Origin of the sequence: Streptomyces sp. NBC_01176 (assembly GCF_045039825.1) — a bacterium.
Taxonomy (GTDB): domain Bacteria; phylum Actinomycetota; class Actinomycetes; order Streptomycetales; family Streptomycetaceae; genus Streptomyces.
The window spans coordinates 969,956-991,859 of record NZ_CP108600.1 but is presented as its reverse complement, the minus strand read 5'-3'; the positions used below and the strand labels follow the sequence as shown (position 1 = coordinate 991,859).

At 70.2% G+C, this 21,904-nt stretch carries 13 protein-coding genes and 1 pseudogene; 7 read left to right on the top strand and 7 right to left on the bottom strand.

What is annotated here, in order from left to right; all coding sequences use genetic code 11:
• Nucleotides 1-141: 141 nt before the first annotated feature.
• Nucleotides 142-2,133 (bottom strand): heavy metal translocating P-type ATPase, encoded by a 1,992-nt coding sequence (locus OG199_RS03925; protein WP_405827961.1) that lies wholly within the window; start codon nt 2,131-2,133, stop codon nt 142-144.
• 95 nt (nt 2,134-2,228) lie between these two features.
• Between OG199_RS03925 and OG199_RS03920 the strand changes: the two genes are divergently transcribed.
• Both OG199_RS03920 and OG199_RS03915 read left to right on the top strand, forming a co-directional pair.
• A complete protein-coding gene (locus OG199_RS03920; protein ID WP_356808593.1) occupies nt 2,229-2,618 on the top strand; it encodes a metalloregulator ArsR/SmtB family transcription factor in 390 nt (129 codons plus the stop codon).
• A 514-nt stretch (nt 2,619-3,132) separates the two neighbouring features.
• Complete coding sequence (locus tag OG199_RS03915) at nt 3,133-5,046, top strand: hypothetical protein (protein WP_405827959.1); 1,914 nt, start codon at nt 3,133-3,135, stop codon at nt 5,044-5,046.
• 115 nt (nt 5,047-5,161) lie between these two features.
• On the opposite strand, the gene OG199_RS03910 is transcribed toward OG199_RS03915, so the two are convergent.
• Nucleotides 5,162-6,394 (bottom strand): Cmx/CmrA family chloramphenicol efflux MFS transporter, encoded by a 1,233-nt coding sequence (locus tag OG199_RS03910; RefSeq protein ID WP_405827957.1) that lies wholly within the window; start codon nt 6,392-6,394, stop codon nt 5,162-5,164.
• Nucleotides 6,395-6,639: 245 nt separating this feature from the next.
• Here OG199_RS03910 and OG199_RS03905 point away from each other — a divergent pair, with 245 nt between their 5' ends.
• Nucleotides 6,640-7,641: a helix-turn-helix transcriptional regulator gene (locus tag OG199_RS03905; RefSeq protein WP_405827955.1), complete on the top strand. Its 1,002-nt coding sequence runs from the start codon at nt 6,640-6,642 to the stop codon at nt 7,639-7,641.
• Between the two features lie 240 nt (nt 7,642-7,881).
• On the opposite strand, the gene OG199_RS03900 is transcribed toward OG199_RS03905, so the two are convergent.
• Nucleotides 7,882-8,769, bottom strand: a complete 888-nt coding sequence (locus OG199_RS03900) for a helix-turn-helix transcriptional regulator (protein WP_405827953.1) — start codon at nt 8,767-8,769, stop codon at nt 7,882-7,884.
• 342 nt (nt 8,770-9,111) lie between these two features.
• Here OG199_RS03900 and OG199_RS03895 point away from each other — a divergent pair, with 342 nt between their 5' ends.
• Both OG199_RS03895 and OG199_RS03890 read left to right on the top strand, forming a co-directional pair.
• Entirely contained in the window at nt 9,112-10,020 is a 909-nt protein-coding gene (locus OG199_RS03895; protein ID WP_405827951.1) for an MBL fold metallo-hydrolase, read from the top strand.
• A gap of 75 nt (nt 10,021-10,095) precedes the next feature.
• Nucleotides 10,096-10,704: a TIGR03086 family metal-binding protein gene (locus OG199_RS03890; protein WP_405827950.1), complete on the top strand. Its 609-nt coding sequence runs from the start codon at nt 10,096-10,098 to the stop codon at nt 10,702-10,704.
• Nucleotides 10,705-10,872: 168 nt separating this feature from the next.
• On the opposite strand, the gene OG199_RS03885 is transcribed toward OG199_RS03890, so the two are convergent.
• Together OG199_RS03885 and OG199_RS03880 are read right to left on the bottom strand one after the other, a co-directional pair.
• Entirely contained in the window at nt 10,873-11,280 is a 408-nt protein-coding gene (locus tag OG199_RS03885; protein WP_405827948.1) for an FKBP-type peptidyl-prolyl cis-trans isomerase, read from the bottom strand.
• A 1,327-nt stretch (nt 11,281-12,607) separates the two neighbouring features.
• Nucleotides 12,608-13,165, bottom strand: coding sequence for a hypothetical protein (locus OG199_RS03880; protein ID WP_356807836.1), 558 nt, complete (start codon nt 13,163-13,165; stop codon nt 12,608-12,610).
• A gap of 101 nt (nt 13,166-13,266) precedes the next feature.
• Here OG199_RS03880 and OG199_RS03875 point away from each other — a divergent pair, with 101 nt between their 5' ends.
• Nucleotides 13,267-13,965, top strand: a complete 699-nt coding sequence (locus OG199_RS03875) for a TetR/AcrR family transcriptional regulator (protein WP_356807838.1) — start codon at nt 13,267-13,269, stop codon at nt 13,963-13,965.
• 679 nt (nt 13,966-14,644) lie between these two features.
• Here the strand turns inward: OG199_RS03875 and OG199_RS03870 are convergent.
• Complete coding sequence (locus OG199_RS03870; RefSeq protein WP_405827946.1) at nt 14,645-15,613, bottom strand: winged helix-turn-helix transcriptional regulator; 969 nt, start codon at nt 15,611-15,613, stop codon at nt 14,645-14,647.
• Between the two features lie 246 nt (nt 15,614-15,859).
• Here OG199_RS03870 and OG199_RS03865 point away from each other — a divergent pair, with 246 nt between their 5' ends.
• Nucleotides 15,860-19,609 carry a S8 family serine peptidase gene (locus OG199_RS03865; protein ID WP_405827944.1) on the top strand — a complete coding sequence of 1,250 codons (3,750 nt, stop codon included), beginning with the start codon at nt 15,860-15,862 and terminating at the stop codon, nt 19,607-19,609.
• A gap of 353 nt (nt 19,610-19,962) precedes the next feature.
• Here the strand turns inward: OG199_RS03865 and OG199_RS03860 are convergent.
• Nucleotides 19,963-21,455: pseudogene (locus OG199_RS03860) on the bottom strand (metallophosphoesterase family protein); the annotation flags it as partial.
• Between the last annotated feature and the right edge of the window lie 449 nt (nt 21,456-21,904).

Here is a 21,904-nt window from a genome sequence, read left to right as displayed (position 1 = left end):
GCACCACCGCTCGGCTAGGCGCCGCCGCACCAACAGCCGGTCCCAGAGCCCTCGTACGCAACCCGCTTCAGCAGCCCTGGCGCACGGTGACGATCGGCCGGGCCGTGCCGGGAGCGGGGGTGGACTTCCTGGCGTGCCGGCTCACCGCATGGCACGTTCGCAGCGGTTCCAAGTGGCGTCGCGCAGCAGGCGCAGCCCGTTGAGGCCGACGATGACGGTCGAGCCCTCGTGGCCGAGCACACCGAGCGGCAGCGGCAGGTGGCCTGCCAGATCCCAGATGACCAGGCCGGAGATGAAGACGCCGGCGATGACCAGGTTCTGCACCACCAGGCGGCGGGCCGCCCGCGACAGAGCGATGACCTTGGGGACGGTGGAAAGCTCGTCACGGACGATGACGGCGTCGGCGGTCTCCAGGGCCAGGTCGGAGCCGGCCCGACCCATCGCGATGCCGGTGTGGGCGGCGGCCAGGGCGGGGGCGTCGTTGACGCCATCGCCGAGAACCAGCACCTTGCGCCCCCGGGCCTCGAGGCGCCGTACGGCTTCGACCTTGTCCTGGGGCAGGAGGCCGGCGTGGACCTCGTTGCCGGTGATGCCGACCTCGGCGGCCAGGCGGGCGGCGGCGCGTGGGTTGTCACCCGTCACCAGTATCGGGGCGCTACCGGAGAGCGTGGTCAGCGCGACGACAGTCACGGCAGCGTCGGGCCGTAGCCGGTCGGCGATATCCAGCACCCCGACGGGGATGCTGTCGCGCAGGACCAGGACGGCCGTGCGGCCACCGTTCTCCAGGCCGGCCACCACCTCGGCGGCGCGGGCCGCGCCGGTACCGCCGATGCCCTCGAGCAGGCGGGTGGGGGCGCCGACCACGACCGTGCAGCCGCCGACGGTGGCGGTGACACCGACGCCGGGAGCGGAGGTGAAGTCCTGCGTGTCGGCGATGGCCAGGTTGCGGGAGCGGGCGGCGTCGACGACGGAGCGGGCCAGCGGGTGTTCGCTGGGGTGCTCGGCGGCGGCTGCCAGTGCCAGCACGGCGTCCTCGGTCAGCCCGGAGCCGTCCAGGGGGTGGATGTCGGTGACGCGAGGGGTGCCCTCGGTCAGGGTGCCGGTCTTGTCCAGGGCGACCGCGTCGACCTGCCCGAGGCGCTCCATCACCACGGCGGACTTCACCAGGACGCCGTGACGTCCGGCAGTGGCGATCGCGGAGAGCAGCGGCGGCATCGTCGCCAGGACCACCGCGCACGGCGAGGCCACGATCATGAAGGTCATCGCCCGCAGCAGCGAACCGGTCAGGTCCGCGCCGAACGCGAGGGGCACCACGAAGACCGCCAGGGTCGCGAAGACCATGCCCAGGCTGTACCGCTGCTCGACCTTCTCGATGAACAGCTGGGTGGGCGCCTTGGTCCCGGAAGCCTCCTCGACCATGGCCACGATCCGGGCGATCACCGAGTCCGAGGCGTCCCGCTCGACCTTCACCCGCAGCGCGCCCGTGCCGTTGAGGGTGCCGGCAAAGACCTCGTCCCCGGCCTCCTTCGCGACCGGCAGCGGCTCCCCGGTGATGGTGGCCTGATCCACCTCGCTCGCCCCGGTAAGAACGCGGCCGTCCGCGCCGACCCGCTCGCCGGGCCGGACCAGGACGGTGTCCCCGACCACCAGATCCGCGGTCGGGACCGTCGCCTCGCTCCCGTCGTCGGCCAGCCGTGTCGCCGTCGCGGGCGCGAGGTCGAGCAGACCGCGCACCGCGTCCTGGGTACGGGCGGTGGCCAGAGCCTCCAGCGCGCCGGAGGTGGCGAAGATGACGATCAGCAGTGCACCGTCCATCACCTGCCCGATCGCAGCCGCGCCGATCGCTGCCACGATCATCAGCAGGTCCACATCCAGGGTCTTCTCCCGCAGCGTCCTCAGCCCCGCCCAGGCCGGTTCCCAGCCGCCGGTGATGTAGGCGGCGGCGTAGAGAGCGCCCCACGACCAGGCTGGTGCGCCGGTCAGCTGGAGCGACAGCGCGAGCAGGAACAGCACCAGCGCCGCGCCAGCCCAGCGCGCCTCCGCCAGGGCGAACACCCGCGTACGGCGCTTCGGCGCCGTACGCGAGGCGGCCGGAGCCGCCCGTTCGGGCCGCTGGATCAGGTCGGAAGGCATGACAAAACAACCCCTTCAGGGCGGAAGACGGCGACACGTCCACCGTACAGGAACATCTGAACAGGTCTTCATATGTGACCGGTAGGATGGGCGGCATGGGTCACGGAGCCGACGACAAGCACCACGCCACCCCCCGCGAGCGCCTGGACGCGGCGGGGGCCACCGACGTCGCTGCCACCCTCCAAGCCCTGGCCACCCCTTCGCGGCTGTACATCCTCGCCCGCCTCCAGGAAGGCCCTTGCGCGGTAGGCGACCTCGCCGATGCTGTGGGCATGGAAGCCTCCGCCTGCTCCCACCAGCTCCGCCTGCTGCGCAATCTCGGGCTCGTCACCGGGGAACGCCGTGGCCGCTCCATCGTCTACGCCCTCTACGACAGCCACGTCGCCGAGCTTTTGGAACAGGCCCTCTTCCACGTCGAGCACCTGCGGCTCGGCCTCCGCGACGCCCCCGCAGCGGAAGCGGCCCCGGCCGCGGCCCGGCGGTAGTTTCCGGACACAAGTCGGGTCTGCCGTCTCACGGGCTTCATCGAGAACACGGTCGGCCCCCCGGCCGACGGGGCGGAAAGCCGATCTGCTCGAAGGCGGAGCGTATGCCGGAGTGGCTGATCTGCGGTGATGCAGGGTGTCGGTGGGTCTGGGGGGCGGGTTGGAGGCGTGGGCCCAACAGTGCGTTCGCGCAGTCAGTCGGCCACCGGCCTCGGTGAGCGCGGCCGGTTTGACCGGGCGGTCCGGAACGCGTCCGTCGTCAAACGGCCCCGGCAGGACGACTCGAAGCGGCCCCGTTCCGTGAAGATCCATGACGGCTCGCAGCGGCCTCGTGCCGCCATGGCCCGATCTCTGCCGGAGCCGGCGAAAGCCTCTGCCGCACCAGTGGGGCCAACTCGAGCCGCCCGGGCGGGACCGAGCGACATCGCGGCCAATGGCCGGTACGCGGGTAAGGGCCGGTTGCGCCTGTGTTGAGGGCCTTGTCCCACCGTGAGCCGATGGGGATCATGACCGGGTGCAGCACGAACAGAAACTCCACGGACTCCTCGCACGCGCCGGACTCGCGGTCGTCGAGGACATGCGCCCGGGCAGCCTGCTCCCGCCGGACGCCGGCTGGCGGATCGCGCGGGGGATCGCGGCACCGGACGGCGCGGCCCGGGAAGCGCTCGACGCCACGTGGTGGCGGCGCCTTGCAGATGCCGACGGCGAGTTCCTGGTGGCCGTCCTCGGACATCGGATCGGCGGCAACGACTCCCTCTGGACCCGGGTCCGCTACGCCGGCGAGGGTGTGCCGGGGCTGACCGGCGACCCCGGGTTCGTGGCGCTCTCCCTCGACGGGCAGGTGCTGCTGGCGGAGGTGCCCGGCGCGGACGGGTCTCGGGTGACGGCCTTCGACCGACTGCCGGAGCGGCTGGAGGAGGCCGCCGCGGCCGCCGGGCGCGAGACGGAGGTCGAGCGTGCCGAGGTGTGGGCGGCGGTGCCGGGCCGGCCGGCATGGCCTTTGCACTGGGCGGAGGGGATCGGGTCCAATCCGGCCGCGCCGGACGAGCTGCTGATCCGGCTACTGGATGTGGAGGCCGGCTTCCTGTACGGCTGCGACCGGCCCGCCGTACTCGACGCCGCCGTGGCGCATCCCGATCCGCATGTGCGGTCGAGGCCCGCGGACACCTTCCGGCCCAAGCTCACGTCCGATCAATGGGTACGCCTGGTCCGCGCCGAACCGTCGCCGAGCCGACGCGTGCACCAGGCCGAGCGTGCCTGCGCCTGGGGCGTCGAACTCCCCGGAGACCTGTACGCCGACCTCCTCGCCGGCCCGTCCCGCGCTCAGGCCGCCGAGCTCCCGGGGCTCCCTGCATCCCACCTCCCCAGCCTCGCGGCCGACGCCGATCCCCGGGTGCGGGCGACTGCCTGCGCCCGGTGGGAAGACCTCGCCGCGTCGATGCGGGCGCGACTCCTTGCCGACACCGACGACGCGGTGCGTACGGCTGCGCTGCTCGCCCACCACACCGACGTCCCCATGCCTCGCGAGGTCTTTGCCGCGCTGCCCCCGCCCCGGAGGGCGCTCGAACAGTGCCGTCTCTCACCCGAGCTGGAGGCGGAGCTGGTCCGGGACGGGGACGCGGAGGTACGCCGAGCGCTGGCCGCCAACCCGCGGCTCAGTGCGCACAGCGTCGCCGTCCTGGCGGAGGACCCGCACGACGACATCCGCTCGGCGGTGGCACTGCGGCCCGACCTCGACGAGGAGCAGCGTGCCGCTGTGCGCTACGACTTCGACCCGACGTCGATGTCGCGCACTCTGCCCTGGGTCCAGGACCTGCACGGCGACGCCGACGCGATGCGCCGCCTCGCCGTATCGTCCCATCCGCTCATCCGCCGAAGCGTGGCCCGTGCCCGGCGTCTGCCACCGGACGTCGTGGAGCGTCTGGCGCGGGACGAGGACCGGACGGTCCACCTGTTCCTCGCCGAATCGTGCGATGACGCGCCGGCCGAGGTGCTGCTGGAGGTCTGGCGCTGGTGGGACGGCAGCTTCAGTCACCCCGACCGCCCCCGCAGCCACCCCAACTTCCCCCGTACGGGCCTGCTGCGCTACGCCGACGACCCCGCTGGGCGGATGCGGCGCCTGACCCTGGACGATCCGGAGTCCACGCCTGCCGACGTCGCACGTCTCGCCCGCGACCCGGAAGCCGAGGTGCGCCACCGCGCGGCCGAGGACCCCCGGCTGTCACCGGCCGACGCGGTGCGGCTGCTGAACGACCCGGTGGCCCACGTCCGCGGGACCGCGATGCGCAACCTGCGACTGCCGGCCTGCGTCCTTGCCGGGCTGCTGCACGACCGCGACACGGCATGGGTGGCGGTCACCAATCCGGCGATCCCGGTCCCCGTCCTGCACCGCATCCTGGCCGCGGCCTCGGCAGCCGTGGCGGTCTGACCCTGAACTCCGACCCCCGCCCGGGCGGGGCGAGTTGGCCCCACTAGGGCGTGCCAGGCGTCGCGAGGCAGGCGGGACTTTCGCAGCACGCCCTGCGCAGCAGAGGCTTTCGTGACTACGGCAGAAAACCGGGCCGTGCTGGCTCGGGGCCGCTTCGAGTCGTCATGCCGGGGTCGTCTGACGACGCGGTTCCCGCTGCGTGGCGTCGGGTGAGATGGCGGTCCAGCAGAACGCTGCCCATGTGGGCGACCCCGAAAGCCGCGCCGATCCAGGCCGTACCCGCCAGCCCCAGTCCCGTGTTGATCACGAGGCCGGATGCCAGGGGCGCGACGGCGATGCCGACGTTGAAGGCGGCGATGTTCACGGCGCCGCCGAGCGTCCTGGTCTCGCCGAGAATGGCGAAGACTCTGGCGTTGACCGCGGGCGTGACTCCGAAGTTGGCGGCGCCCAGGAGCACCACCAGCGTGATCGTGACCCAGGCGACCTGTGCGGTCACCGCCAGTGCTGACGCGGCGACGATGAAGGCGGCCATGCCCACCAGCAGGAGCGTGAAGGGGGAGCGGTCGGCCACGCGTCCTCCGATGGTCAGGCCGAGGAACGCGCCGACGCCGTACAGTCCGAGCACGAGAGGTACCAGGCCGGTGCTGAGGCCGGTGACGTCCTCCAGCAGGGCTCCGAGGTAGGAGAAGACCGCGAATTGGGCGGCCACGGTCAGCGCGGTGGTGGCGTAGGCGACCCAGAGCCGTGGCTGCGTCAACGAGCGCAGTTCCGTCGCCACACGCGGCTGTGCGGTTGTCGTGTCCTGGCCGCCGGGCAGGGCGATGAGCAGTGCCATCGTGGACAGAGCGGTCATCGCGGCCACGGCCCAGAAGGCCGCCTCCCAGCCGGCGTGCTGGGCGAGCAGGGTGCCGCCCGGGACACCGATGATCGTGGCCACGCTCAGTCCCGAGACGACCACTCCCATGGCCCGGCCCTGCTGGTCGGCGTCCACCAGCGAGATGGCCGAGACCGAGGCCATGGCCCAGAATCCGGCGCACGCCATGGCCGACAGCACTCGCATGACCAGGAGGAATCCGAAGTGCGGGACGAGGGCGGCGCCGACGTGGGCGGCGATGAAGACGAGCTGGAAGCCGACCAGCGCGACACGGCGCGGCATCTTCAGGGTGACCAGGCTCATCAGAGGTGCTCCGACGAGCATGCCGATGGCGAAGGCGGACACCAGCATCCCGGCGGAGGCCAGGGGGATGTCGAGGTCCTGGGCGATGGAGGGCATCACGCCGGCGAGCATGAATTCCGAGGTGCCCTGGGCGAAGATGCCCAGCCCAAGGACGTAGATCACAAAGGGCATGATTCATCTGCTTCGTGTGAGGAACGAGGGGTGGCCAGGTGTTCCGTTCGGCCGTGCGCGGCCCTTTCCCAGAGAGAGCCCGTTGTCGGCGAGGGCCACCTGTGGAGGCGGAGTTGCCTCCTGGTTCGCGTCCAGCATTCCGCCGCGGACACGCGTACGGAGGTCCCGCGTGCGCCCTGCTGGACCTAGGTCCGGCTGGTCCACTCACCGGCCCGGCAGGCCGCTGTAGTGGTATCACTGGATGCATGGATCAAAGCGACGAGCTCGGTGATTTCCTGCGCTCGCGCCGGGCCCGGCTGCGTCCCGAGGACGCGGGGACGGCCTTCAGCGGCGGCGCGCGCCGGGTCCCGGGACTGCGCCGTGAAGAGGTCGCGCACCTGGCCGGGGTGAGCACCGACTACTACGCCCGCCTCGAACAGGGCCGGCACCCCCACGTCTCGGAGTCGGTTCTGGAGGCGGTCGCCCGCGCCCTGCGCCTGGACGACACCGAACGCGGCTACCTTCTCGAACTCGCCCGACCCAAGTCCGCCAGCCCGCAACGGCGCCGTCCGGTCCCGCTACCGCGCGTGCGTCCGGCGATCCACCAGATGCTGGACGTCCTCAACGATGTCTCGCCGGCCCTGGTCCTCAACCACCGCAGTGACGTCCTGGCAGTCAACCATCTTGGCAAGGCGCTGATCACGGACTTCGACGCACTGCCGCACCGTGACCGCAACCTCGCCCGATTCGTACTGCTCCACCCCGCCGCCCGTGACCTCTATCAGGACTGGGACCGGGTCGCGGAGGCGTTCGTCGCCAGTCTTCGGCTGGCTGCCGGACGCCATCCCGACGACCGCCTGCTCAACGAACTCGTCGGGGAGCTGTCCATCAAGGTTCCCGAGTTCTCCACCTGGTGGGCCGGCCACCGCGTGGACCAGTGCGCCCACGGCACCCGGCGCCTCGTTCACGCTGTGGTCGGCGAACTCACCCTCTCCTACGAGATTCTGGCCTTGCCCGCCGACCCCGACCTGAGTCTCTGCCTCTACACCGCGGAACCTGGTTCGGCCTCTGCGGAGACGCTCAGCATGCTCGCCGGCTGGCGTGCCCCGACGGGCCTCCGAGGGCGCAGTCCTGGGAGTGCGCAGAAGAGCCGACCATCGTCCGGGACAGCGCAGACGAGGGCACAACACACCGCAGCAGCGGCAGGACGGCTGCCGCAGGTCACGCGGAAGCGGAAATTGCCGGACGACCTTTGGGAGTCCACTTGAGAGTGTGTCGGAGCGGACCGCGAGAGTGACCGAGGCTCCGGCGCTCGCGAGGGCGCGGACGGTCTGGGCGCCAAGACCCGAGGCGGCGCCGATGCCGACCGCGTGCTTGCCGGAAAGTTCCCGGAAAGTTCGATGCCTCCGATGACCTCGGCGGCCGTCGACTCTTCTCCGAAGGGAGTCCGGACGAGCGTGGACGTCATGACCTCAAGTCCTCGTCACTGACAGGCTGCCTGCTCCGCATCAGCCGTACGGTGCCTGGGAGGGGGCGGCCTCGTTTGTGTCCGTCGGTGTGGTCCAGCTGGCGAGCAGCCGGAGGGTTTCCATGGAGGCGGAGCCGGGTTCGGTGGTGTAGAGCACGACGCTCTGGTCAGGGTCGGCGGGCAGAGCCAGCGTTTCGTAGGAGAGGGTGAGCTCGCCGACCACGGGGTGAAGAAGGCGTTGGGTGCCGTGGGCGCACTGGTCCACGCGGTGGCCGGCCCACCAGGTGGAGAACTCGGAAACCTTGATGGACAGCTCCCCGACGAGTTCGTTGAGCAGTCGGTCGTCGGGATGGCGTCCGGAGGCGAGGCGCAGACTGGCGACGAACGCCTCCGCGACCCGGTCCCAGTCCTGGTACAGGTCACGGGCGGCGGGGTGGAGCAGTACGAATCGGGCGAGGTTGCGGTCACGGTGCGGCAGTGCGTCGAAGTCCGTGATCAGCTGTCTGGCCAGGTGGTTGACTGCCAGGACGTCGCTGCGGTGGTTGAGGACGACGGCCGGTGAAACGTCGTTGAGGACATCCAGCATCTGGCGGATCGGCTGCCGTACGCGTGGTGCGCGGGCGGGAATGCTCCGGTGGCGTCCGGGTGTCCTGGGTCGGGCGAGTTCGAGGAGGTAGCCGCGTTCGGTGTCGTCCAGGCGCAGGGCGCGGGCGACCGCCTCCAGTACCGACTCCGAGACGTGGGGGTGCCGGCCCTGTTCGAGGCGGGCGTAGTAGTCGGTGCTCACTCCGGCCAGGTGCGCGACCTCTTCACGGCGCAGTCCCGGGACCCGGCGCGCGCCGCCGCTGAAGGCCGTCCCCGCGTCCTCGGGACGCAGCCGGGCCCGGCGCGAGCGCAGGAAATCACCCAGTTCGCCGTTGTCGTTCATGCGGCCAGTGTGCTGCCCATAGCGGCCTGACGGGCCGGTGAAGGTGGACCAGCCGGACCTAGGTCCAGCAGGGCGCCCATGGAGCGTCCACGCGCACGCGAAGCGGGCCATGCTGACTGAAAAGCGACGACCTTCCGCGCGAGGAAGCCAGAGAACCTCCCTGCACCGGGCTGGTGAAAGGAGCGGCTGTCCTGCACAGGCCCGCTGTCGCCTCGAGGACCGCGCTGCCGGAGGCCAGGCCCGAGCCAGTCCTCACGCCAGCCCTCACGCGGCCCCTTGGAACCCCATCACAAGACACCCCTCCGCCCCAGCCCTGGGGCGGGCCACCCAGAGGAGATCACCATGACCGAGTTCGGGCTGGTACCCGACTTCGCCCTGGGCCCGGACATCCCGGAGTCCGGGTATGTCGTCCAGGACCTGGGCGGCGGTGCCCACTTCGTCACCCAGGGGATGATCAACACGATGTTCGTGGAGACGCAGAACGGTGTCGTCCTCGTGGACGCCTCACCGTTCCTGGGGGACAAACTGCTGGAGGCGATCGAGTCGGTCACCCCCAAGCCGGTCACCCACCTGATCTACAGCCATGCGCACGCCGACCACATCGGGGCAGCTCACCTGCTGAAGCGGGACGGCATGAAGATCATCTCTCATGAGATCACCGGCGAGTTCATCAAGGAGGTCAAGAACGACGACCGGCGTCCCCTGCCCACCGAGACCTTCAGTGGCCGGCGCAGGGAGATGGACATCGACGGGGTGCGGTTCGTCCTCGACTACACGGGAGACTGGCATCAGGCCGGCAACCTGTTCATCCACCTGCCGGAGTTGAAGCTCATGGGAGCGATGGACAGTTTTACTCCCAAGAGCGCGCCGTTCTTCCGCCTGTACTTCTCCGCGCACGTGCCCGCGTACTTCGACGCCATGGACCAGTTGCTGGAGTACGACTACGAGACCATCGTCACCGGCCACATGGCCCTGCCCGGCACCCCCGAGGACGTGGCGACGAACCGGGAGTACATCCGAGACCTGCGCGCCGCTGCTTCCGAAGCACTGCGCACGGTCGACATGAAGGAAGCCGCGGCCGCCGCCAAGGTGCCGGCCAACAACAAGCAGGCGGAAATCAAGGTCTGGATGGATGCGGTCACCGCCCGCGCGGCCGAACTCATGCCGTCCTGGGAAAAGCGCCTGGGAGGAACCGACATCTTCCTCTCCGACAACCTCAACGCCACCGCGTGGAGCGCCTTCATCGACTAGGACGACTCCTTACGAATGAGGGGCGAACCGCGGTGATTGTGTTCGTCGCAGTCGACTCCGCAGGAGGGATGCCGCATGCTGCCGGCGACGAAGGTGGAGCAGTTGGCGCAGAGCATCGATCTGGTCGTGGACGCCGTGCGCGGTGCACCGGTCGACCAATATCACAATCCGACGCCGTGTTCGGCGTGGACGGTGAGAGACCTGGTCAATCACATCGCCATGATGCTGCTGATGACGAGAGACACGGGCACCCGCACGACATTGGATCCGGCCCTGCTGACCGCGAACCCGGTGCCCCTCCTCGCTGGGCGGCCGGAGTCCGAGTGGGCGTTGCTCCTGGCCGGCAGAGCGGAACCGGCGACCAGGGCCTGGTCCGAGCCGGCAGCGTGGGAGGGCGAGGCCGACCTCGGCGGACCGCCCATGCCCGCGACCGCGCTCGGCGGGATCCTGATCGCCGACTTCACCGTCCACGCCTGGGACATGGCAGCAGCCACCGGACAACGACGCACCGTCCCCGCGGTCTTGGCCGAAGCCACGTTCGCGACGTACTCGCGTGAGGCACCCCGCATGCGCAGTCTCGGCCTTCTGGGTGACGGAGTACCCCAAGACACAGACGCACCCGTGCTCGACCGCGCGCTGGCCCTCAGTGGCAGAAATCCCCGATGGACACCAGCGGCGCATTAGGGTGTGCCGGACGGCCAACGGGTTTTCCTGCTCCTTGCGTGGAGAGTTGGCTTCGAAAATTGAGGTTAACCGTCTTCTCGGACCGGCGCTGTGATCGGCAGTGCGACGAGCTGGCGGCGCCCACCCCGGGGGACGACGCGGCACGTCGTGGGGGAGGAGCGGCCAGGGTCACCCGGCGTTGCTCCACCCGGTTGTGTTGGAATACGAGTCCAGCAGGTCCACCACGAAGACCAGGGTCGAGCCCCCCGGGATCAACGGCGAGGGTGACTGATTGCCGTAGCCGAGACGTGGGGGAACGATGATCTCGCGCCGACCGCCGACCTTCATCCCCCTGACCCCCCGGTCCCAGCCCTTGATGACCTTGCCACTGCCCAGGGTGAACTTGAACGGCTGCCCCCGGTCCCAGGAGGCATCGAACTCCTTCCCGGACTCGAAGGTCACCCCGACGTAGTGGACCCTGACCGCCATACCCGACTTCACCTCGGCCCCGTCCCCGACGACCAGGTCCCGGATGGTCAGCTCGGTCGGAGCGTCACCCTCCGGAACGTCGACCTCGGGCTTCGTCAGTTCACTCATTGCAGCCTCATCACTCTCCGTCGGAAGCCGGCGCGGCGCACGGACCAGCCGGACACATGGACACTCCATGCGGCAGATGGTCCACGCTACCGAGAATGCCGGTCCCCGGAGCGCACCAGATCCAGCGGTCCCGCGTGCTGATCTTTCGCACAGTCGGACGCGACCGGCGCGAACAGGTCACGCAGCAATCGTCAGAACGAGACGAGGTGCAGACGGCTGTCGCCACATTGCGCGACACGTCGACCGTCCTCGACACCACGCGCGTGCGGCCAACCTTTCCGTGCGGTAGGAAGACAGTGCAAGGGGGTGAGGGTGTCACCCCTGCGCACCTCTGGACGGTTCTTGGTGTCAACTCCACACGGCAGGGCCTTACGAGTCCGCCAGGGCGGCGGCTTGTTCGGGCGCTCTACGGGCGGGATTTCCCCTGCGCAGGCGAATGCCTTCCGCAGCCTCCTGGAACAGCTCGGCACGGGCGACTACGAAGGCGTCGTGGCCAGGGCACAGACTCTCGCGGGCCGCCCCCGACGCGTCTGGGACCGACGCCCGGAGCCAGTGTGGCCGGCGAGGACCTTCGCCCTCACCGCCGCGGTGCCGCACGGGCGCAGAGAGCACGTATTGCCCGAACTGGAAGCACTCACAGCGGAGTTGCAGCATACGACCGGCGGCGATCGGACCATGCTGCTGGTGGCGCGGACAAATCGCGCGGTCGTGCTCCTCGGCGAGGAGCGGTACGCGGAGGCCGAGGCCTCGGACCACGCCGGCCGCGTCCCGCGCCGGGAGCGGGCAGTCGGCCATGGCCGTCGCCGCGGCCCTGCACGGGTTGCACCGTCGGGGGGAGGCCGAGGCGAGCGCTCGCCAGGCGCTGGAGGAGTGCCAGCGGTTCCTTCATCCCACCCATCCACGCACAGGCGAAGCGCGGGAACTGCTGGCCGGCCTCGCCGCCGGGGACCAACCGCCGGAGACCCCGGACGCGGGCGCGGACCCTCCTGAGAGCTTTCCCGAAACGGCGTCCGACAACGACGCACGCTCGCTGACCGAACTCATCGAGGGCCCTGCGGGGGCCGGTTGGGAGCGGCGATCCGTCCGATACCGAGGGACCGGCCTGATCAGCAGGCCGGTGACACTGATCCCCCCGAGTGGCCCCAGCCCACCTGCGGCCCCCAGCTCCCCGGCCCGGCCGGCCTCATAGCGCCGGACGCAACCGTCGCACCGGCCTGTCGCCGAGCCGGACCTGTCGCCGAGCCGGACCTGTCGCCGAGCCGGACCTTGCCGGGCGCATCCGGACTCGTGCGCCGCGTCTGGTCGCCGCGATCCTTGGTTGACAGGGTCAGCCCCTACGGGCCGCGCGGGACAAGCGGATCGCCGAGACGAGAAAGAAGATCCCTCCGAGCGTGGCGTAGCCGGCGAGGGCGGTCAGCGAGGGGTCATTCTGTGAGGCGCTTCGGATGAAGGAGGCGCCGGCCAGTACCGAGATGCCGCCGCTGACGATCATGGCCCACTGGCCGCCCATCGGTCGGCGCGCGACGCCCACGAGGAGCTGGATCAGGCCGGAGACGACCGCCCACGCACCCCAGACGCGCAGCACGTCGGCGATGTTCGAGGTGCTGGCGACCGCGACGCCGACGGCGGCGAGCGCGCTGACGGCCATGTTTGCGTACAGGCCCTTGACCGGTCCGGCGGCGCGCACCGACCTCGCGTCGACGACGGCCGCAGCCACGTCGAAGGCGGGATAGAGGAACAGCAGCAGCTTGGCGCCGGTGGTGAGGTCGGAGCCGGACACCAGGAGGAGCACCGCCCACACGGCGGCGAAGACGAAGCGGATGACGTACAGCCGGTGCAGGGAGGGCGTGGCGCCGACGTGCTTGTCGGAGGCGACGGATGCCATGGGGTTCTCCAGTGGATGCGAAGTAGAGAGAACGTTCTCTCTTGTGTGTAGCTTGGCACACCCCTTCCGCGATAACAAGAGAGAGCGTTCTACCCGCTAGGATGGCTGATATGACGAGGACGGAAGCTGCCACAGGAACCGGCCGGCGAGTCTCCGAGGCTCGGGAGCGGCTTCTGAGGACTGCCGGACAGCTCTTCTACGCCGAGGGCATCCACACGGTGGGCGTCGACCGCCTGGTCGCCGAGTCGAAGGTCACCAACGCCACCTTCTACCGCCACTTCCGCAGCAAAGAGGACCTGGCCGTCGCCTACATCGGAAGCGTCGACCAGGCGATCCGCGCCCAGATCGACACCCTGTTGGCAGCGGACACGCCGCCCGACGGAATCCTGAGGGGCATCGGTACGTCCCTGGTCGAGCAGATCCGCTCGCCCGGTTACCGCGGATGCGCCTTCCTCAACGCGGCAGCGGAATTCCCCTCCCCCGACCACCCGGTCCACCGGGCCGTCGTGCAACACCGCGAGTGGTTCCTGCAGACGGTCACCGGACTGTTCGCCGAGATCACGGACGAGTCCGCCGACCACGCCGGGCGGCACTTCGTCATGCTCCGCGACGGTGCGATGAGCGCCGGCTACCTCGGCGACCCCGTCCTGGCCGGCGAGACCCTGCTCCGTGGCATCGAGGGGCTGCTGCGGATCCACTCCGCCCGTCGGCCCGACGAGCCGGCCGCGCCCACGCCCGACCAGGCACCTTCGACCGTCACGCCGGTGCCCGACATCGACTGCTCGCCACCCGGCGCCTAACCTGCGACCGGGGCGCGGTCGGCCGCATTCAGCTCGTAATCGCCGTGGTGGTGTCTGTCGGGCTTATGGTCGTCTGACTGATCGTAGACGGGCATCTATGGCCTCGGTCGGCAGAGGTCTCGCGGGGAGTGCCCCTTGTCTTTGATCAAGCTGACGGGGTCCCTGTCGCCCGTGCGGTGTCGGCTGGTGTATGCCTAGATCCAGGTGAGCGAAGCCATCGGGACATGGCGAGGAGTGCACTGCGGTGGATAGTTGGCGCCTCCGCGGGCGAACTGGGCTGCTAACCGCAGGGGTAAGAGTGGAACGGATCACTGAGGATCAGGTCGCACGGCTGGTCGGTTTCGTGTGGCACGCATCCCCGAAACGGCTCCGCTTCAAGGCGAAGCCCGCCGCACGGCCGCAGCCCTGCGTCTGGCCGCGGACAGGCAGATCGCGGCGGTGATCTTCCACCGAAACTTGCCGGCTGAGCACGCGGGGGAGACTGAGATGCATGCAGCCGCCTCATGGAACCTGCTGGTCGCCTTGGCCAGAATCTGGCGTGACCACGGGAAGTTCCCCGCCGACGCCGCTGTAGAGCCCTTCGATTTCGCCTGCGAGTCGCCCCTCTCGACGACCAGGCACCGCGACTCGTGAGCGATCTCAAGCTACTGCGCGGACGACGGGACTTTCGCAGCACGCCCTAGATCCAGCCCCTCTTGGCCGCCTCGGCCCCCACCTGGAAGCGTGTCTCGAGGCCGAGACCGGAGGCGATCGCCGCGATGCGGCGGGTCACGGTGCGTGCGCTCGTCCCCAACTGCCGGGCGATCGCATGGTCCTTGTAACCCGCCTGCATCATCTTCAGCAGCAGGAGGTCCTGCGCGCTCGGCCCGTCGGGTGTCTCCGGAGCGGTCGCGACGAGGGACTGCCCACGCTGCCAGTAGGAGTCGAACAACTCGAGGAGCGCGTCGAGCAGGCCCGACCGGTGGACGACGGCGATCCTGTCGTAGCGGCCCGGGACCAGCGCGACCAGAGCGACGCGTCGGTCCATGATGCGCAGTCTGAACGGGAGAGCCGGCAGGATGCGGGCCAGCTCGCCGATCCGGGCCAGGTGGGTGATCAGCTCGAAACGCTCCGGCTGCGCCAGTGCCTCGGGGGTGTAGACCGACCGTATGTCGACGCCGCGGCCCAGCAGGTCCATCGTCAGCTCCTCCTCCAACTCGGTGCTGTAGGGCCCGAGATAGGGGGGCCGATCCAGCACCCAGAAGTGGGTACGGACCGACTGCATCAGTTCGGCGACGCGCAGGGTGATCTCCGCCTCGCCGGTGATCACCTCCACCAGTCCGGTCGGATCCTCCTGCAGCCGACGGGCGCGGTATTCGTCCGCCAGATCGTCGACGGTGCCCCACACCGCGGTGAACGCCGCCTCGGTCTCGGCTCGGCGCCTGGCGAGCAGTGCCCTCAGCGCGGTGTGCGGGCTGACCGGCCGGTACTGGCCGTGCCCTTCCCTTCTCAGCATGCCCAGCTCCACCAACCGGGAGACCGTGCGCCTGACCCGGCCGGGTGTGGTGCCCAGGCTCTCGGCGATCTCGGCAGCCGTCCGGTCCGACTTGGCCAGATAGATGCGGTAGACCCGTTCGTCGAACTCGCTGATTCCCAGGGTGCTCAGCACCGGACGTCCTCCCAGCGATCACCGCCCGGCGAACAGCCGGGACGGCCGTGACGCGAATCGCCAACTGGCGATGTACGACACGAGTTTGATCTAGACATTCCTCGTTCACAAGCATTCACTCTGAACGTTCACGCCACCTGTGGAAGGGCTCAGAGCATCCTCGATGCCGACGACCGGTCAGGCGGCGCCACTTGGACGGCAGAGGACGACCGTGCTCTGCCCGACTGCACAGCCGGGAGAGACCTTGTGAAAGCACACCACCGCAGACGCTGGAGTGTGCCGGTTGCCGCCGGTGCACTGGTACTCGTGCTGGGCGGCCCCTACGACGCGACGGCCTCGGCGCCCTCAGCAGCCCGTTCCGACGCCGCCGACTCCCCGACCACCGCATCCGCGTCCGACCGGGTGCCCGCCGGCGACCACTCCGTCACACTGATCACCGGTGACGTGGTCACCACGCGACGGAGCCCCGGCACCGACGGCAGGACCGGAGGCACCGTCAGCGTCCGCGGCGCCGACGGACGCCCGGTACAGACCCACATCCTGACGTCGGGCGACGACCTCTACGTGTTCCCCGAGTCCGTGCTGCCCTTCGTGGCCAAAGGCACCCTGGACCGGCAGCTGTTCAACATCACGGACATGATCGCCGACGGGTACGACGACGCGCACCGTGACCGGCTGCCGCTCATCGTCTCCTACACGCACTCCGCCGACTCGCGCAGCAAGGCCGCCGCTCCGCCCGACGGGGCGACCCGGGTCCGTACCCTCGACGGCATCAACGGCGCGGCCCTCACCGCGGACCGCTCGCACGCCGCGGACTTCTGGAAGTCCGTGGCCGGGACGGCGACGACCGACGGAGCCCGCAAGAAGGCCGCCGCACCGGCCTTCACCGGCGGGATCGCGCACATATGGCTGGACGGCCTCGTCCACGCCGACCTCGCCGACAGCACCACGCAGATCGGTGCCCCCCAGGTCTGGGCGGGCGGCAACACCGGGAAAGGCGTGGACGTAGCCGTCCTCGACACCGGCGTCGACGCGGGACACCCGGACCTCACCGACCGCGTCGCGGACCGGCAGAGCTTCGTACCGGACGAGAACACGGACGACCACGTCGGTCACGGCACGCATGTCGCATCCATCATCGCCGGTACCGGCGCGGCCTCCGACGGCAAGGAGAAGGGTGTCGCACCCGGCGCCCGCCTCGACATCGGCAAGGTGCTGGACGACACCGGCTCCGGACAGACCTCCTGGGTCCTGGCCGGCATGGAATGGGCCGCGGTCGACCAGCACGCCAAGGTCATCAACATGAGCCTCGGCGACGGCCAGCCGTCCGACGGAACCGATCCCCTCAGCCAGGCCGTCGACAAGCTCAGCGCCCAGACCGGTGCCCTGTTCGTCGTCGCCGCCGGTAACTCGGGCGCACCGAGCACCATCGGCGCACCAGGCGCGGCGAGCGCAGCGCTGACCGTGGGCGCCGTCGACGCCGACGACGCCGTGGCCGAGTTCTCCAGCCAGGGTCCCCGCGTGGACGGCGCTCTGAAGCCGGAGATCACCGCCCCCGGGGTCGACATCCGCGCGGCGAACTCCCAGTTCGACGGCAACGGCGAGGGCGCCTACCAGACCATGAGCGGCACCTCCATGGCCACGCCCCACGTGGCCGGAGCCGCCGCGCTGATGGCCGCCGCGCATCCGGACCTCAACGGAAGCCAGCTGAAGGACCTGCTGGCCAGCAGTTCCCTGCAGACCCCGCGGTACGACGCCTTCCAGGCGGGCAGCGGCCGCCTCGACGTCGCCGCGGCCTCGCATGCCGGCGTCTTCGCCACGGCGACCGCGTACGCCGCGCAGGTTCCGCAGAATCCCGCCGACGGCGTGCGGCGCCCGGTGACCTACACCAACACCACGGACGCGCCGGTCACCCTCGCGCTGACCGTCGAGGCGGCACACGCCCCCGCCGGCGTGTTCCGGCTCTCCGCCCCCCAGGTGGTCGTACCCGCGCACGGCACCGCCGATGCCACCGTGACGATCGACGGCTCGGGCGTCACCACCGACGGCCGGTACACCGGCCAGGTCGTCGCGAAGACCACCGACGGCAAGGTCGCGGCGCACACCGCCGTCTCCCTCGGGGACGTCGAGCACAAACTGACCATGGAGTTCAAGGACGCCCAGGGTCGGCCCATGTCCGGCGTGGTCGAACTGCTCAGGTCAGGTGACGACGTTCCGCAGTTCATCGTGATCGACGACTCCGGCACGGCGCAGATGTACCTGCCCAACGACGTGTACTCGGTGCTGTCCTTCAAGACGGTGCAGGGCGTCCACGGTCCCCACTCGTGGGGCATGGCACTGCTGGGCGACCCCGACGTCCGCCTGGACCGCGACACCACCGTCACGCTCGACGCGTCCAAGATCGACCGCATCGACATGACGCCCCCGCAGCGGACCGAGACGACCTACCAGCGACTGGACTACACCCGCCTGATGGGCGGCCAGAACTGGCGGGACTACATGGAGACCCAGACCAACTACGACAGCCTCTGGGCCCAGCCGACCACCCACAAGGTCACCCACGGCGACTTCTACCTGGCGGCCCGCTGGCGCAAGGAGCAGCCCGCACTGGCCGTCTCCACCCGGACCACCGACTTCACCGACGTGCTGCGCCAGGACGGCGTCACCCCCTTGCCCAAGGGCAGCGCCAAGCTCCCCCTGGTCTTCGCCGGCCAGGGCGCGAGCGCCGACTACGCTCACCTCGACGTGCACGGCAAGGCCGTGGTGGTACGCCGTAACGACGACGTCTCCGACAGGGACCAGGCGGCCGCCGCGATCGCCGCCGGCGCCAAGCTCATGCTGGTCGTGAACAACGTGGACGGCCGCGGCTTCCGCAGCTACAACGCGCCGTTCAGTTCGACGCCCGTCCCGCTCGACGTGGGCCTGCTCAGCACCGACGAGGGCGAGAGGCTCGTCCGGCAGGCCCAGGCCCGCGGCGCTTCGGTCACGGTCGGCTCCGCGCCCGTGAGCCCGTACGTCTACGACCTCGACCGGACCTGGCACAACGAGATCCCCAGCCACATGGTGGTGCAGGGCAGTTCCAAGAACCTCGCCCGGGTCGACGAGACCTTCGACAGCCCGGCCCCGGGAAGCACCGGCGGCGAGTTCCGGTTCGACTGGCCCGCCTACAACGACTGGGCCATCGGCGGAATGATGCCGGAGCCGGTGCGGGGGAAGCGCACCGACTGGGTCTCCACCGGCGGCTTCAACAGCTGGAGCCAGAGCGCGTACGCGGACGGCCTGGTCTTCGAAGCCGGGCCCAAGACCACCTACCGGGCGGGCAGCACACAGTCCGAGGAGTGGTTCAAGCCGATCGAACGGCCCTACCTGAACGACGTCTACAGCATGCCCACGCGCAAGGGTGACCACCTGTACATCGACGCCCCGGCCTGGGGCAGCCACGACCACGTCGGCATGAGCCAGATGGACGGCGTGGCGGAGCAGCGGCAGACCCTGTACCAGGGCACCACGGAGCTGGGCACAGGAACCTTCACGAACGTCTCGGGCGACGCACCCGGCGCCGGCAAGCTGCCGTACCGGCTGGTCGTCACCAGCAAGCGCGACGCGGCGTTCACCCCGTTCTCCTCCAGCACACGCACCGAGTGGGACTTCACCTCGAAGGCGACGGCGGACGGCTCCGACGCGGTGCTGCCGCTGGTGCAGATCGACTACGAGGTCGGCACCGACTCGGCCGGACGGGCAGGACGGCACGACACCCTGTCCGCCACCGCCGCTCAGCTGCCGGGGGCCGTCGGCGCCGGCAGGGTCGGCGCGGTCACCCTGGAGATGTCCTACGACGGCGGCACGACGTGGCACCGGGCCACGCGTGACCACGACGGGCGATACCGCCTGGACGCGCCGAAGAAGGCGTCCTACGTGTCGCTCAGGGCGAGCGCCGTGGACTCGGCGGGCAACGCGGTGCACCAGACGGTGATCCGGGCGTTCGGCCTGCGCTGACCCACAGCCGCGGATCGCGGGCGTGAAGAACGGTCCGTCCGGGGTCGTGCGACCCCGGACGGACCGCTGCCGTCCTCCACGGACCGAGGCGTTCAGCGGGTGCGGGTCCCCTCGCGCCGCACTCCGTGGACAGCCCTCACAGAATCCTCCCGACCGCCTGACGACGATCCCGCACCCGCACCCGTCGGGGGCCGGCCGGAGCCGACAACACCCCGATCGACGCCCACGCCTGACAGATCACCTCATGACGACGCGCCCCGAGCCGACGACGTGCCTCGAGCCGACGACGTGCCTCGAGCCGACGACGCGCCCCGAACCGGCGAGCGCCCCGACCGCTTCCCGGACACGCCCGGCAACGGGATGACCACCTCGTCCTCGACCGGCGGGTCGATCTCCTGCTCCCGGTTGCCGGTGGCGGCGAAGCAGCGCAACCGGACCGAGGACGGAGTGACGTCCAGACGCAGGAACGACTTGAAGAACGGCGGACTGTAGGTCGCCGAACCCGGCGAGAAGAGTTGGGTGTACGCCTTGCGCACCGGGAGACGCAAGCGCGAGGCGCGGCCGCGCCGCCCGCCCGCCCCCAGCAGCGCCGCGACCAGCCGATGCCGCCAGGTGACCCGGACCGGCGCCCCCGCGGACCGGATCGGCGGAATACCGAGCCGCTTCGCCATGACGGCCATGGACTGCTCCTCGGTCAGGGTGAAGAAGCGGCGCATCCGCAGCCGGCGCCCGTAGAGCCTGCTGTAGAAGGCCAGCGAGTCGCCACGAGCGGGTAGCAACGGAAGTCCGCTTCGGTGACCCCGGCGACGGAGACGGGCGGGATCGTGTGCGTGGCGTGCATGAACGCCCCACCGCCACCCGCGACGACGTACTGCAGAATGCGGTCGCCGACCCGTACGGGATAGCGCTGGTAGTTGTGGATGTCGCCCCCGATCGCCGCGACGTAGTGATGCGCGGGGTCGCGCACGATGTCGTCGACGGTGCCGCCGCCCTCGATCTCGCACGGGTGGTGCTCCGCGTCCACGTACAGGGGGGAACCGGTGATCAGGATCTTGGGGGTGTCGCCCGCGGACACCTCCCGCAACCAGCGCCCCTGCTCGGCGTCGACCGTGCCGAGAAGGCCGGTGTCGATGCCTATGATCCGCACCGGACCGGCGTCGACGGCCCAGTACGGCCCCGGCTGGACCGCCTGTTGGGCCGGATCCGACCGCAACTGCCGTGCCTCTTCAAGACGTTGCTCGTCCCCCTTGTGCGGCGTGTGCCACAGCAGCGAACGCAGCCGCTCCCGTACCGTACGCCGCGATTCGGCTTCCGGGGCGAGGGCCGGCGCGTCACAGAAGACCCGCATGAACCCGTGGAGATCCTCGTACCAGTCGTGGTTGCCGGGTACGGCGTAGATGGGGGCCTGGTAGTCGCGGTACGGCCGGTGGAACTTCGTTCCGTAGTCGTCGAGACTGCCGACCGGATAGATCACGTCACTGGCGAGGACCGCGAAACTCGAACCCTGGCTGGCCTTCAGGAAGCCGGGTACCACAGCGTATTGAGGTTCGTCCCCCTCGCCGGTGTCCCCGATGACCATGAAGGAGAAACGGTCGGGATCGTCGCGCCGCACCACCGCGTCGGCGGGCGCGCCCGCGTCCCTGCGCTGCTCCACCCACCGGGCACGGGTACGGCCCGTGGGGTCCCCGAACCACGAGGCCAGCACGCCGTTGCGCGCAGGCCACATCGTCCTGGGGTCGAGCCACGAGAGCTTCTCGACGCGGGCGGGCATCAGGCCTCTGTAGTCACCGGGTTCCGGGCTGCCCCAGCCGGCGCCCCGGGCGGTGTCGCGTGAAGAGTCGGACATCGGCGAACGGTAACAATGTTCTCCCCAGACGCAGGACGGGGGGCATACCCCTGGCGCTCCGCACCTACCAGGGCCTCATCCATGCCGCCCGGGGACCGCATCGCGCCGGCCACCTGCCACCCCTGCTCCTCACCTCAGGGGCCGCGCGCCGATAGCTGCGAGAACACGGCTCTTCTGGGCCTGGGACTGCCCCGACCCGCCGCCTTCAGTCACCCCATCAAGCCGGGCAGCCAACTGCTCACGGTCACCGACGGCCTCGGCCTCGTCGAGACCTGGGACAGTAACCAGTCTTCGACGAGTCCACTCGAGGCGGAAACCACCAAGGCCGACCGTCAGTGATTTTCGGAGGGCACAAAGCCGACCGCTTGGCCGGATGACAAGGCATTCTTGGCAAACCGGCCGGCAACTACGCCCTTAGCGACCCATGCGGCACAGGTGGGAGCGGTGAT